At 31.7% G+C, this 14,420-nt stretch carries 8 protein-coding genes; 5 read left to right on the top strand and 3 right to left on the bottom strand.

Going from position 1 to position 14,420, the window contains the following annotated elements:
- Window positions 1-128: 128 nt before the first annotated feature.
- From Q0678_RS03735 to Q0678_RS03725, 3 genes are all read left to right on the top strand, one after another.
- Entirely contained in the window at window positions 129-3,485 is a 3,357-nt protein-coding gene (locus tag Q0678_RS03735) for a class I tRNA ligase family protein (protein WP_299054107.1), read from the top strand.
- A 134-nt stretch (window positions 3,486-3,619) separates the two neighbouring features.
- The gene (locus tag Q0678_RS03730) at window positions 3,620-4,714 is read left to right on the top strand and encodes a HesA/MoeB/ThiF family protein (RefSeq protein WP_299054104.1); all 1,095 of its coding nucleotides are present in this window, start codon (window positions 3,620-3,622) and stop codon (window positions 4,712-4,714) included.
- A gap of 8 nt (window positions 4,715-4,722) precedes the next feature.
- On the top strand, window positions 4,723-6,492 hold the full coding sequence (locus Q0678_RS03725; protein WP_299054101.1) for a DNA mismatch repair protein MutS: 1,770 nt from the start codon (window positions 4,723-4,725) through the stop codon (window positions 6,490-6,492).
- Window positions 6,493-6,636: 144 nt separating this feature from the next.
- Here the strand turns inward: Q0678_RS03725 and mfd are convergent, their stop codons facing one another.
- From mfd to Q0678_RS03710, 3 genes are all read right to left on the bottom strand, one after another.
- Window positions 6,637-9,966 carry a transcription-repair coupling factor gene (mfd, locus tag Q0678_RS03720; RefSeq protein WP_299054098.1) on the bottom strand — a complete coding sequence of 1,110 codons (3,330 nt, stop codon included), beginning with the start codon at window positions 9,964-9,966 and terminating at the stop codon, window positions 6,637-6,639.
- A gap of 65 nt (window positions 9,967-10,031) precedes the next feature.
- Window positions 10,032-10,523, bottom strand: coding sequence for a thioredoxin family protein (locus Q0678_RS03715; RefSeq protein WP_299054095.1), 492 nt, complete (start codon window positions 10,521-10,523; stop codon window positions 10,032-10,034).
- Window positions 10,524-10,526: 3 nt separating this feature from the next.
- On the bottom strand, window positions 10,527-12,770 hold the full coding sequence (locus Q0678_RS03710) for a TonB-dependent receptor (RefSeq protein WP_299054092.1): 2,244 nt from the start codon (window positions 12,768-12,770) through the stop codon (window positions 10,527-10,529).
- A 114-nt stretch (window positions 12,771-12,884) separates the two neighbouring features.
- Between Q0678_RS03710 and Q0678_RS03705 the strand changes: the two genes are divergently transcribed.
- Both Q0678_RS03705 and Q0678_RS03700 read left to right on the top strand, forming a co-directional pair.
- Window positions 12,885-13,550, top strand: a complete 666-nt coding sequence (locus tag Q0678_RS03705) for a metal-dependent transcriptional regulator (RefSeq protein ID WP_299054089.1) — start codon at window positions 12,885-12,887, stop codon at window positions 13,548-13,550.
- 27 nt (window positions 13,551-13,577) lie between these two features.
- Window positions 13,578-14,414: a ZIP family metal transporter gene (locus Q0678_RS03700; protein ID WP_299054086.1), complete on the top strand. Its 837-nt coding sequence runs from the start codon at window positions 13,578-13,580 to the stop codon at window positions 14,412-14,414.
- Window positions 14,415-14,420 lie beyond the last annotated feature (6 nt).

Genomic DNA, 14,420 nt, shown 5'->3' with positions numbered 1-14,420 from the left:
TTTAGATAGAGTTGCAAGTTCAATCAGGCTTTTAAATACATTTGAAAGCCTGATTTTATTTAAAAGAAAATCTCCTTTTTGCTTACAAAGAATAAACGTAAATTTGTACACTAAATAAGAACCAACAGATGCAATACAATCATCAAGAAATAGAAAAGAATTGGCAAAAATTTTGGGCAGATAACCAAACTTTTAAAGCTATTAATGAAAGTGAGAAACCTAAATATTATGTATTAGATATGTTTCCTTATCCTAGTGGTGCAGGCTTACATGTTGGGCATCCGTTAGGGTATATTGCATCAGATATTTATGCGCGTTACAAACGTCACAAAGGTTTTAATGTATTGCATCCGCAAGGGTACGATTCTTTTGGTTTGCCAGCAGAGCAATATGCGATACAAACTGGGCAACATCCAGCAAAAACCACTGAAGAAAATATAAAAACATATAGAAGACAATTAGACCAAATTGGTTTTTCTTTTGATTGGAGTAGAGAAGTAAGAACTTCAAATCCTGAATATTACAAATGGACGCAGTGGATTTTTATTCAGCTTTTTAATTCTTGGTACAACAAAGATACAGACAAAGCAGAAGACATTTCTACCTTAGAAAAAATCTTTAAAAAAGAAGGAAATACAACTGTAAATGCAGTGTGTGATGAAGATGTTACATCATTTTCTTCGGATGAATGGAAAGCGTTTTCAAAAGCAGCACAAGAAGAAATTTTATTACAATATCGTTTAACATATTTGTCGGATACAGAGGTAAACTGGTGCCCTGCACTAGGTACTGTTTTAGCAAATGATGAAATTGTAAACGGAGTATCAGAGCGTGGAAGTCATCCTGTTGTCAGAAAAAAGATGACACAATGGTCTATGCGAATTTCTGCATATGCACAACGTTTGTTAGATGGTTTAGAAACCATCGATTGGCCACAGCCTTTAAAAGATTCGCAAACCAATTGGATTGGGAAATCTGTTGGAGCAATGGTTTCTTTTCAAGTTGATGTAAAATCTAAAGATTTAACTTCAGAAGTTAAATTAACATACAAAGAATTAGATGCTTTAAAAGAATTACGTGCTAATTTATCAAAGGCTGAAACAACACTTTGGAATGAAATAAAGAATAAAAAAGGAGCATCTAAATTTAGAAAAAAATACACGATAGGGTCATTTTTGGTAGATTATGTGTGTTTGGCCAAAAACTTAATTGTTGAATTTTCTGGTAAAGAAGATGAAGCAGAAAGAACAGTATTTTTTAATAAAGAAGGCTTTAATGTAATTCGTTTTTCAAACGAAGAAGTACTTCAAAATGTTGTAAAAGTTGTATCTGAAATTAATTTTGCAATTCAGTTTCCTAAAGTTCAAAAGACAGAAAGTAAAAAGAATGTCACTTCGAGCGCAGTCGAGAAATCTGATAAAATAGATGTGTTTACAACACGTCCAGACACTATTTTTGGGGTTTCTTTTCTAACATTAGCTCCAGAACACGAGCTGGTTTCTAAGATTACAACCGATACTCAAAAAGCTGCTGTTGAAGCGTATATTTCTGCAACTGCAAAACGTTCTGAACGTGATAGAATGGCAGATGTAAAAACCATTTCAGGTGCATTTACGGGTGCCTATGCAGTTCATCCTTTTACAGGAAAACAAATTCCGATTTGGATTGGAGATTACGTATTGGCAAATTACGGAACTGGTGCAGTAATGGCGGTTCCTTGTGGAGACCAACGCGATTATGATTTTGCAAAACATTTTGATATTGCCATTCCGAATATTTTTGAAGGTGTTGATATTTCTGAAGCAGCACATTCAGACAAAGATGGAACAGTAATTGCAAATTCAGATTTTTTATCCGGATTAAAATATAAGAAAGCCTTAAAGTTAGCCATTTTCGAATTAGAGAAAAAAGGCGCTGGTTATGGCAAAGTAAATTACCGTTTGCGAGATGCTGTTTTTAGTAGACAACGTTATTGGGGAGAACCTTTTCCGGTATATTATAAAGACGGAATGCCGCAAATGATTGCTGCAGAGCACTTGCCAATTGTATTGCCAGAAGTAGAAAAATACTTGCCAACTGAAGACGGAAAACCACCTTTAGGGAACGCAACAGAATGGGCTTGGGATTCTCGTGCAAAGAAAGTGGTAAGCAATGATAAGTTGAAAAACAAAACGGTATATCCGTTAGAATTAAATACAATGCCAGGCTGGGCAGGTAGTTCGTATTACTTTAACCGTTATATGGATCCGCACAACGAAAACGAAATAGCATCGAAAGAAAACCTAGAGTATTGGCAAAATATAGACTTGTACATTGGTGGTTCTGAACATGCAACGGGTCATTTATTGTATGCACGTTTTTGGCAAAAATTCTTGTTCGATAAAGGAATTGTTCCTGTAGATGAGTTTGCAAAAAAACTGATTAACCAAGGAATGATTTTAGGAACAAGTGCTTTTGTATACAGAGCTTCGGTATTTGTTAAAAATGGCTGCTCAATAGAGGCTTCTAATGACGATGTTATTGAAAAAATACCAACTGTTTTTGTTTCTAAAAATTTATTTTCAACTGATGATGAATTTGAAGCAGTTGTAAAAAACTACTTGTTAGACAATAAATTATTAGACCCTAATTTTGCAGATTTAGTGTTAATTGCTAAAACGGCACTTCATGCAGATGTTTCTTTGGTAAATGCTTCTGATGAATTAGATGTAGAGGGTTTTAAAAATCACCCTATAAATACCGATTGTAAAGACGCTCATTTTATTTTAGATGCAGGAAAATATGAAGTTTCTAGAGAGGTAGAAAAAATGTCGAAGTCGAAATACAATGTTGTAAATCCTGATGATATTGTTGCAGAATATGGTGCAGATGCATTGCGTTTGTTCGAAATGTTTTTAGGACCTTTAGAGCAAACAAAACCTTGGAAAACCTCTGGTATTTCTGGAGTTTCATCATTTTTAAAGAAATTTTGGAAACTCTTTTTTAATGGAGATAATTTTGAAGTTACAGAAACAGCACCTACCAAAGACGAGTTAAAAACGTTACATAAAACGATTAAGAAAGTAGAAGAAGACATAGAGAATTTCTCTTTCAATACTTCGGTTTCTACCTTTATGATTGCTGTAAATGAGTTAACGGCATTAAAATGTAACAAACGTGCTATTTTAGAGCCATTATTGGTTTTATTATCACCTTATGCACCTCATATTACAGAAGAATTGTGGAGTAAGTTAGGTAATAAAGAAAGTATTTCTACAGCAGATTTTCCTATTTTTGAGGCAAAACATTTGATAGAAAGTGCTAAAAACTACCCAATTTCTTTTAATGGTAAAATGCGTTTTACATTAGAACTTCCATTAGATTTATCGAAAGAAGAAATAGAAAAAGCAGTATTAGAAAACGAGAAAACACAAGAGCAATTACAAGGAAGAACACCTAAGAAAATAATTATTGTACCTGGTAAAATAGTGAACATAGTTGGCTAATTTTAGGAGTTAGTACTCTTTTAAAAAGGATTGTTATTGTTAGATTTTATAGTAAAATTTATAAAAGTTAAAACGGAATTAAAAGCCATTATACAATTTGTAATGGCTTTTTTAATTAACTATCTTTAACCTTAATGAAAGTAACCAAAAGTCAGTTTTTTAAACGTCAAATTACCTTGCCAGAAATAGGTGAAATTGGTCAGCAAAGACTTCAAAACGCAGCTGTTTTAGTGGTTGGTTGTGGTGGTTTAGGAAGCACTATTGCTGTCTCTTTAGCATCAAGCGGAATTGGAGAAATCAAACTAGTAGATTTTGATACCGTTGCTGTTTCTAATTTACACAGACAGTTTTTTTATACTTTAGACGATGTAGACAAACCAAAAGCAGCTGTCTTAGCAGCTTTCATAAAAAAAAGAGCTCCTTTTACAGAAGTAAACTTTACAAATACACCAGTTACTAAAGAGAATGTTTTAGCGTTACTTTCTAAGTATGATATTGTGGTAGATGCAACAGATTCTTTACCTACAAAATACCTTTTAAATGACGCCTGTGTAATTAATAAAAAGCCATTGGTATATGGTTCTTTGTATAAGTTTGATGGGTATGTAGCCACCTTTAATGTTTTAGAACAAAATGGGAGTTACACTGCCAATTTAAGAGATGCTTTTCCAGAAATGGCAACCGAAATACCGAATTGCGAAACCACAGGAACCTTAAATTCTATTGTAGGCATTATAGCGATGCAACAAGTAAATGAGGTGCTAAAATTGATTACTAAGGTAGGAAAACCTATTACAAATGAACTGTTAATATACAATTCGTTGCAAAACACCCAATTTAAAATGAAATTGAAGCCAACAGTTTTAAGAGAAAAAATAGCAAAAATATTTAAATTACAAACGTATTTTGATATTGCATGCTCTTCTCAAAAGCCTAATTTACAAATATCACCAGCAACATTAAAAGAGCTTTTGCTAAATGAGGAGACCTCTAAAAATGTTGAGTTAATTGCGGTTTTACCTAACTTAAAGTTACCTTTTACTGTTCAACAAACAATACCTATTCAAGAATTTAGTGCAGCTTCAATAGAAGTAAATTTTAATAAAACATATATTATGGTTTGCCAAAGAGGCTTTAACAGCTATAAAGCAACAGAAATATTAAAAGATAAACACCCTAATTTAAAAGTTTTAAACTTAACAGGTGGTATCTCTGGTTATAACAATTAAGAACTATTATGAAAGCACCTGTAGATTTTTATAAAACTCAGAAAGATAACTTATTAATAGAAGCCCTACATTTAAAGAAAAAGTCTTTACAGTTAAGTTTGTTTCGATTGGCTGTTTTTTTAGGGACTTCTTTTTTAGCATATTTAACTTTTGGAAATTATACAGAGGTACTTATTATTACAGTTTTAGGAGCTACTTTGTTTGCTTTTTTAGTTGTAAAGCAAACGAGCTTAAAACGAAAAAGAGCTGTTGTTAAAGCTAAAATTAAGATTAATAACACAGAAATAGATGTTTTAAATAGAAAATTTCAGCATTTAGATAGTGGTAAAGAATTTGTAAATCCAACTCATTTTTATAGCAATGATATTGATTTATTTGGTATCGGTTCTTTTTTTCAATACATAAATAGAACTGTAACATTAGAGGGTAAAAAAGCACTAGCAACTACATTTACAGAAAATAAAATAGAAAATATTACCAACAAACAAAACGCGATTAAAGAACTGTCTTTAAAGGTTATATGGAGGCAGCATTTTTCTGCTTTAGCAAGTTTAGTTACTGTTAAAACTACGTCTAAATCTATTGTAAGTTGGTTTCAGAATTATACAAGTGTGTTGCCAAAATTTTTGGCTAAAATTCAACTTTTATTTTCGGTGTTTTCTATTGTTTTAGTTGGTTTAGTCGCATTTGGCTTTGTTTCTTTTACCTATCTGTTATTATGGTTTTTTTGTGGCCTTTTTATTACTGGTAAGTTTCTAAGTAAAACAAGTAATTTATATGCAGAAACAGATAAAGTAAGAGAAACTGTAAAACAGTATTATGTTTTATTAAATGAAATTGAAAATGAAAATTTTAGCGCTAGCTTATTAAAAGAAAAGCAACAAATTATTACAACAGAAACCAAAAAGGCCTCTATTATTTTTAAAGAGTTTTCTAGATGTTTAGACGCTTTTGATCAACGGAATAATTTGGTAATTGCTGTGGTTGGTAATGGGTTGTTTTTAACAGATATATTTAATGCTTTAAGAGTAGAAAAGTGGATTGCTAACTATAAACATACCGTAGATAAGTGGTTTTCTGTCATTGCTTTTTTTGATGCTCAGAACTCATTAGCCAACTTTCATTTTAACCATACAAAATTTGTTTTTCCAGAAATTACTTCTGATAAAGAAGTTTTAAAAGCATGCAAATTAGGACATCCGTTGTTGGATGCAAGTAAAAGAATAGACAATGATTTTACCATAGAAAAAGAACAGTTTTTTATTATTACAGGCGCTAATATGGCAGGTAAAAGCACCTTTTTAAGAACTATTTCACTTTCTATTGTAATGGCAAATTGTGGTTTGCCTGTTTGTGCACAAAGTTTTAAATACAAACCTATTAGGTTAATTACAAGTATGAGAACTACAGATTCTTTAACCGAAGACGAGTCTTATTTTTACTCAGAATTAAAGCGTTTAAAGTTTATTGTAGACGAAATTAAAACTACAGATTACTTTATTATTTTAGATGAAATTTTAAAAGGAACCAATAGTGTAGACAAGGCAATGGGTTCTAAAAAGTTTGTAGAAAAGTTAACAAAATCTATGTCTACAGGTATTATAGCAACCCACGATGTTAGTTTATGTGAGTTAGAAAACGACTTTAAAAATATTCAGAATTTCTTTTTTGATGCCGATATAAGTAACAATGAATTGCATTTTGATTACACCCTAAAAAATGGGATTTGTAAAAATATGAATGCTTCTTTCTTGTTGCAAAAGATGGAAATTATTTAGAAGTAGCTTTTTAAAAATTTATTTTATAATCCGCACAATTAAAATTAGTTGTGCAATAATTTTAGCCCTGATTGAAACGACATCCTTTTTGCTTTTTTGCAAAAAGATACAGTGGAAAGCAGGAAATAGCTTCTAAAAATAATTTTATACTTTTTGTAAAACATTTAAGGCCGTTTTTACGCTATCAATTCGAATAAAGGTTATTAATAAACGTAAGCCTTTTTTAGATTCTTTTTCTTTCATAACGCAGCTTTTACTATTTTGCTGCACATATTTTAGCATTCTTGTAAAAGCTTCTGTGTGGTAAAAATCACTTTGCTGGTTTGCTACAAAATACCCCATCATTCTTTTCTGCTTTAAAATAATTTTTTCTAAGCCTAATTCTTTAGCCAGCCATTTTATTCTAACAGAGTTTAGTAAATCTTCTACTTGTAAAGGTATTTCGCCAAATCGATCTATAATTTCGGTTTCAAAATTTTGCAATTCACTTTCGTCTTTTAAATCGCCCAATTTAGTGTATAAAGCAAGTCTTTCTGTGATTGAATTGATATAATCATCCGGAAAAAGTATTTCGAAATCGGTATCTAAAGTTACTTCCTTTACAAATTCTTTTGGTTTAGAATTGTCTATAGGATACAACTCTTTAAATTCATTTTCTTTTAACTCTTCTATGGCTTCTTGTAGTATTTTTTGATAGGTATCAAAACCAATATCGTTTATAAAACCACTTTGTTCTCCACCTAATAAATCTCCGGCACCTCTAATTTCTAAATCTTTCATAGCAATATTAATTCCGCTACCTAAATCAGAAAAAAGCACCAATGCTTCTATTCTTTTTCGTGCATCATCTGTCATCATATGGTAGGCTGGTGTAATAAAATAACAGAATGCTTTTTTATTAGATCGGCCAACTCTACCCCTCATTTGATGTAAATCTGACAAGCCAAAATTATTGGCATTATTAATAAATATGGTGTTTGCGTTCGGTACATCTAAACCACTTTCTATAATGGTGGTAGAAACCAGTACATCAAAATCTCCGTCCATAAAACCGAGCATTAATGCTTCTAATTTTTTGCCTTCCATTTGTCCATGACCGATTCCTATTTTTGCTGAAGGAACCAATCTTTGAAGCAAACCGGCAACTTCTTTTATGTTTTCTATTCTATTATGGATAAAGAAAACCTGACCGCCTCTAGAAACTTCGTAAGAAATGGCATCTCTAATGGTTTCTTCAGAAAAGCGAATTACATTACTTTCTATTGGATGTCTGTTTGGTGGTGGTGTTTTTATAACAGATAAATCTCTAGCAGCCATTAAGCTAAATTGTAAGGTTCTAGGTATTGGTGTGGCTGTTAGTGTTAATGTATCTACATTTTCTTTTAAGGTTTTTAGCTTGTCTTTTACGGCAACTCCAAATTTTTGTTCTTCATCAATAATTAACAAGCCCAAGTCTTTAAATTGCAAGCGTTTATTGGTTAGTTGATGTGTGCCAATGATAATATCTACAGAGCCATTATTTACCCCTTCTATGGCGGCAGTTTTTTGCTTTGCAGTTCTAAATCTATTTAAATAATCTATCTTAATAGGAAACTCTTTTAAGCGTTCTGTAAAAGTTTTGTAGTGCTGAAATGCTAGAATAGTTGTTGGCACTAAAATAGCCACTTGTTTGCCATTATCTACTGCTTTAAATGCGGCTCTAACGGCAACTTCTGTCTTGCCAAAACCAACATCACCACAAACCAACCTGTCCATGGGTTGCTCTTTTTCCATGTCTAATTTTACGTCTTGTGTTGCCGTAAATTGATCTGGTGTGTCTTCATACAAAAAACTTCCTTCTAGCTCATGTTGTATGTGCGTATCTGGCCCAAAAGCAACTCCTTTTTGTAGTTTTCTTTTTGCGTATAACTGAATTAAGTTAAAGGCAATATGCTTTACCCTTGCTTTGGTTTTTTGTTTTACTTTTTTCCAAGCACCAGAGCCTAACTTATATATTTTAGGGGCTTTACCGTCTTTGCCATTAAATTTAGAAACTTTGTGTAACGAGTGGATACTTACATATAAAATGTCTCTTTCTCCGTAAACTAATTTAATTGCCTCTTGTTTTCTACCTTGAACATCAATTTTTTGCAAGCCGCCAAACTTTCCAATTCCATGATCCATGTGGGTTACATAATCACCAATTTCTAGTTTGTTTAATTCTTGTAAGGTAATGGCTTGTTTTTTTGCGTACCCGTTTTTTAATCGAAATTTATGATATCGTTCAAAAATTTCATGATCTGTGTAACAAACCAATTTGTTATCAACATCTACAAATCCTTTGTATAGTGGAAAAACTACTGTTTCGTAATGAACCTCATTAGGAGCATCATCAAAAATATCATGAAAACGTTTTGCCTGTTGTTCGTTTGCACAAAAAATATAATTGGTAAATTTTGCTTTGTGGTATTCTTCTAAATTGTCAATTAATAAGTTGAACTGCTTATTAAAAGAAGGTTGCAAATTTGTTTGAAATTGAATGGTATTGGCAGTGGTGTTTTGAGTGCCAAAATCGACTAAAGTAAATTTTTGTAATTGCTCTTTAATATAAAGACCATTACAAAATAATTCTAATGGTTTTGCGTGGTTTATTTCTTTTGATAATTTTAGAAACGCTTCTTCTGATTTTGAGAAAAAGGTATCTAAATTGCCCACTAATAAATCGATGTTTTTGGTAAAAACAACTGTTTTTGAAGAAATATATTTTAAAAAACTTTCTCTATTTTCTTGTAGTGTTTTGTTTTCTACGTTGGGCATTATAGAAACTTTTTGAAGTTTCTCTTTAGAGAGTTGAGTAGCAACATCAAAAGAACGAATACTGTCTATTTCATCACCAAAAAATTCAATTCGATAAGGTTCATCATTCGAAAAAGAAAACACATCAATAATACCACCTCTAACAGAGAAATCGCCTGGTTCTATTACAAAATCTACCCGTTTAAATTTGTATTCGAACAATACTTCATTTACAAAATCTAACGATAAATTTTCGCCAACAGCTATTTTTAAAGTGCTTTTGTCGAGTTCTTTTTTAGTAACTACTTTTTCGAATAAAGCTGTTGGGTAAGTAACAATAACAGCAGGTTTTTTACGAGAATTTATTCTATTTAATACCTCAGACCGTAACAAAACATTGGCATTGTCTGTTTCTTCTATTTGATAAGGTCTTCTGTAAGAACCAGGATAAAATAGTACGTTTTTATCGCCAAGTAATTGTTCTAAATCATTTAAATAATAAGCAGCTTCTTCTTTATCATTAAAAATTAAAAGAAAGGGTTTGTCTGCTTTTTTAAAACTTTCGGATATCACAAAAGACAACGACGAACCCACCAAATTAGCTATTTTAAAATGGTTTTTTTCTTGTTGAAGTTCTTTGTTTATCTGCAAAACACTTGCAGAGTTCTGGTATTGATTTACAATATGCTGCTTGCTCAACGAATTATTATTTTATGCAAATGTAATATCTTAAAAAGTAAAAAACCACCGATAGCTTGGTTTTCTTAAAGAGTTTGGTTGTATTTTATATAGTTAGTTAATAGCTTTTTTATTGTTTTTTGATCTAGATAACCTACTTTTTGTATATCGATTTCAAAGTTTGTGTTTAAAATGGTTGTTGTTGGGTACGAAACTCTACCTTTTACAGAGGCTAACTCATTGGCTAGTTCGTGTATGCCAGTGTTTGTACCTGTAGGTTTATAATTAAATGTAGATGTTAAAAAAGTGATGTTTTTTTTACTTTCGGCATTTAAATTTATAAAGTAAAAATGGTCATTTAAATACTGAACTATTTCTTTGTTTTTAAACGAACGTTGTTTCATAGAAAAGCAAAATTTACACCAATCTGTATATACAAACACTACTATTGGTTTTGGGTTTTCTTTTTGAAGTTTTTCCACTTCAGCAAACGTTACCGTTTTTAAAACAACTTGTTTTGTTTGTGATTTAGCAGTTATACATCCGAATACAATAAAAAAGAAAAATAGTTTCTTCATGGTTTAAAAAAGGGTGTAACGCAAACCTAAAAACATACGAATTCCTTGGTTAGATGCATACATATAACTTGGGTCAAAGGCTAATTCTGGATTAGAAACAGTATCTACACCAACATCAAAAGGGTTGTTAGCGCTGTTAATACTATTTGCTGGTGGTGTAAAGTTTAGTAGATTTTTTACGCCACCATACAATTCCCAACTATTGTTAATTTTTTTTGTTAATTGAATATTTTGAATACTAAACCATGGCGATTTTGGGTCTCGTGTATCATTTTCTCCCAACAAAGGCAATCGCATTGGTCCATATAAATTTCCTGTATAATCCATGCTAAAACTATCATTAAATTTATAAGAAATAGACCAAACACCACTAAAACTTTCGGTTAATATTTGCCTGGTTTTTACACTGTTTTCTGTTGCAGAAACATCCATAAAAGTAACTCCCGCATTTACGGATAAACCATTGGTAAATAAAATATCTGTGTTTAATGAAACGCCTTGTGATACAGAATAGCCATCTAAATTTGCATAAATTATTTTATTTGGATCGGTTTCGTAATCTGGTAAAATTTGATTGGTAAAGTAGGTGTAAAAAGCACTTGCATCTATGGTAATAAAAGCTTTATCTGTATTAATTTTTTTCACATAATTAATGTTACCATTCCAAGAAGTTTCAGGTTCTAATTCGCCATTAAATTCTACTTCCCTTGCGCCAGTTAATGCAGCATGATCTTCGGTAAAAACATTAGCAACTCTAAAGCCATTGCCTATACTTAATCTTATAATATCTGTATTGTCATCGGAGTTCCATTTGTAATTTAAACGGGGTGTAAGAATATGTCCATGCAAACTATTATAATCCCATCTTGCGCCAAGTAATAATTTATTTTGAGAATTTAGAGCAATTTCATCCTGTGCAAAAATCCCTGGTAAGTGTGTAATTGCAGGCTTATTTTCAACTCCGTTTTCGTCGAGAGTCGCAAAAGAATTATCGTCGTAATAGTTGTAGCGATATGCCAAACCTAATAGTAAATCATGTTTTTTACCAATATTTTTATTAAAAACAAACTGTCCGAAGCCAATTAATTGTTTAGCGTCATAAGAATCGGTTCCATAAAAAGAATCTTGATAATGGCCATTTGCACTAAATTGAAAGTCGATATTATCTACTCCAGGTAACTCATAAGTTCCAAAAGTTTCCCATCTATTTGTATAAATACTTTCACTGTATTTTATATTACTTCCTCGATATTTTCGCTCCCAATCCATTTCTCCTCCCCAACGATCTTCATATACATAACGCCCAGCAATGGTAAAAACTTTATTATCTTTTCTTTTAATATTTAATTTGTTAAAAATTGAAATTCTGTTTTGTAATGTTAAATCCGTAAAGTTGTCATTATTATTATCAATTCTGTTTTGAAAATTAAAGTAGCTGACACCTAAAAGTCCGTCAATTTTTTCTGATGCTTTATAGCGTACGCCAATATCTGTATTTACTTCTCCCCAAGAGCTTGTTAAAATATCTGTGGATACAGCAGCCGCATTTGTTGGTTTTTTAGTGATGATATTTATAATTCCGCCCACAGCTTCTGATCCATATAAAGTAGATGCTGGGCCTTTTACAATTTCTACTCTTTCTATTAATGCTTGAGGAATGCCCGACAAACCGTAAACGGTAGAAAGGCCACTTACAATTGGCATGCCATCAATTAAAATAAAAGTATAAGGACCCTCTAAACCATTAATATGAATATCGCCAGTATTACAAACGTTACAATTTATTTGAGGTTTAACTCCATTTATGTTTTGTAGAGATTCAAAAATAGAGGGCGTCGGATTTTTCTTAAAAAAGGTTTCACTATACACTTCAACAGGAACAGGACTGTTTGATTTTGTAACGGGTTTTAACGTTCCAGAAATCACAATTTCATCCAAGGCAAGACTTTCTTTTAACTCAAAATTTTTAATTTTTTTTTCATTGTTAGCAAACGTAATTTTTTCAACTTTGGTTTGATGTCCAACACTACTAATAATTATTATGTAGGTTCCATTAGGTATTTTTTTGATTTCATACATCCCATTTTCATTAGATGACATACCTAATTTTGTGTTTTTCACATACACATTAGCAAAGGGTAAAACGTTACCGTTAGATATTATTTTTCCAGACAAACTATTATTTTGTGCTAAAGCTGTTATAATTCCTAAAAAAAATACGACACTAAATGTTGTAATATTTTTCATATTGGTATTTTATTATTGGTTATTTTTGGTAAATTTAAATAAATTTTTAGACTTGTCTAAAAATTTATTTATATAAATAAAAAAGTATATATTTGTAATACTAAAAAAGTAACAATGTTTACACTTTCTGAAGAAAATTATTTAAAAGCTATTTATCATTTAGAGGTAGATGGTGCTAAAGGTATTACAACCAATGCAATTGCAAAAAAATTAGCAACTAAAGCTTCTTCGGTGTCAGATATGATTAAAAAGTTATCTGAGAAAGAAGTGCTTATTTATAAAAAATATCAGGGAGTAAAACTTACAGAATTTGGAGTGAAAACTGCTGCGAACATTGTTAGAAAACATCGTTTATGGGAAGTTTTTTTGGTAGATAAATTAAATTTTTCTTGGGATGAAGTTCATGAAGTAGCCGAGCAATTAGAACATATAAAATCGCCAAAATTAATCAATCAATTAGATGTTTTTTTAGGGTATCCAACACATGATCCTCACGGAGATCCGATTCCTGATAAAGAAGGAAATTTAAAAACCATAGAAAAGAGTTTGCTTTCAACATTATTAAAAAACGAAAGTGGAATTTGTGTTGGTGTAGATGATTCTTCATCAGAATTTTTAAAATTTTTAGATAAAAAGGGCATCAGCTTAGGAAAAAAAATCACCATTTTAGATAAAGAGGCGTTTGATAATTCGCTTTCTATTTTAATTGATGACAAAAAACTATCTGTATCAAACAAAATAGCTAATAACTTATACATTAAAAAAGCCCATAATGGGTAATAATTAAACCAACTAGACTTTAAAATTATGAGTATTTTCGATCAATTGGTAGAGTATGCCAAACAAAACCCAATATGGGCAGCATTATTTGCTTCTCTTTTTACTTGGGGTTTAACTGCAGCTGGTGCAGGTTTGGTTTTCTTTTTTAAGAAAGCAAACAGAGCTGTTTTAGACGGTATGTTAGGCTTTACAGGCGGTGTAATGGTTGCCGCAAGTTTTTGGAGTTTGTTAGCGCCAGCAATAGATAATAGCCCAGGAGAAGGTTTTGTAAAAGTAATTCCTGCAGCTATTGGTTTTGGTCTGGGAGCTTTGTCTCTTTTTGGATTGGATAAAATTCTGCCTCATTTACATATTAATTTTAAAGAGAACGAAGCAGAAGGGGTAAAAACAGAATGGCATAAAACAACCTTATTAGTATTGGCAATTACTTTACACAATATACCCGAAGGGTTAGCAGTTGGTGTCTTATTTGGGGCGGCATCTACTTTAGTTGGGGTTGAGCAAACAGAAATGATTATTGCAGCAATTTCATTGGCAATTGGTATCGGAATTCAGAATTTTCCAGAAGGTTTTGCGGTAGCAATGCCATTAAGAAGGCAAGGAGTAAGTAGGTTTAAAAGTTTTTGGTATGGTCAATTATCTGCAATTGTAGAACCAGTTGCCGCAGTTTTAGGTGCTTTAGCAGTTTCCTTTTTTACACCTATTTTACCTTATGCATTAGCATTTGCTGCAGGAGCAATGATTTTTGTAGTAGTAGAAGAGGTAATACCAGAAACTCAAAGAGATAAGTACACAGACATTGCCACACTTGGTTTTATAGGTGGTTTTATTGTAATGATGTCTTTAGATGTAGGTTTAGGCTAGTTTAAA

The organism is uncultured Polaribacter sp. (genome assembly GCF_947497125.1).
In the GTDB taxonomy this organism is placed as follows: domain Bacteria; phylum Bacteroidota; class Bacteroidia; order Flavobacteriales; family Flavobacteriaceae; genus Polaribacter.
This window is presented reverse-complemented; position numbering and strand designations above follow the sequence as displayed.

Excerpts from the sequence above, each read along its gene's own strand:
- Q0678_RS03705 (WP_299054089.1), top strand. The coding sequence starts at position 12,885 with ATGTTTACACTTTCTGAAGAAAATTATTTAAAAGCTATTTATCATTTA.
- Q0678_RS03715 (WP_299054095.1), bottom strand. The coding sequence starts at position 10,523 with ATGAAGAAACTATTTTTCTTTTTTATTGTATTCGGATGTATAACTGCT.
- Q0678_RS03730 (WP_299054104.1), top strand. The coding sequence starts at position 3,620 with ATGAAAGTAACCAAAAGTCAGTTTTTTAAACGTCAAATTACCTTGCCA.
- Q0678_RS03725 (WP_299054101.1), top strand. The coding sequence starts at position 4,723 with ATGAAAGCACCTGTAGATTTTTATAAAACTCAGAAAGATAACTTATTA.
- Q0678_RS03710 (WP_299054092.1), bottom strand. The coding sequence starts at position 12,770 with ATGAAAAATATTACAACATTTAGTGTCGTATTTTTTTTAGGAATTATA.
- Q0678_RS03700 (WP_299054086.1), top strand. The coding sequence starts at position 13,578 with ATGAGTATTTTCGATCAATTGGTAGAGTATGCCAAACAAAACCCAATA.
- Q0678_RS03735 (WP_299054107.1), top strand. The coding sequence starts at position 129 with ATGCAATACAATCATCAAGAAATAGAAAAGAATTGGCAAAAATTTTGG.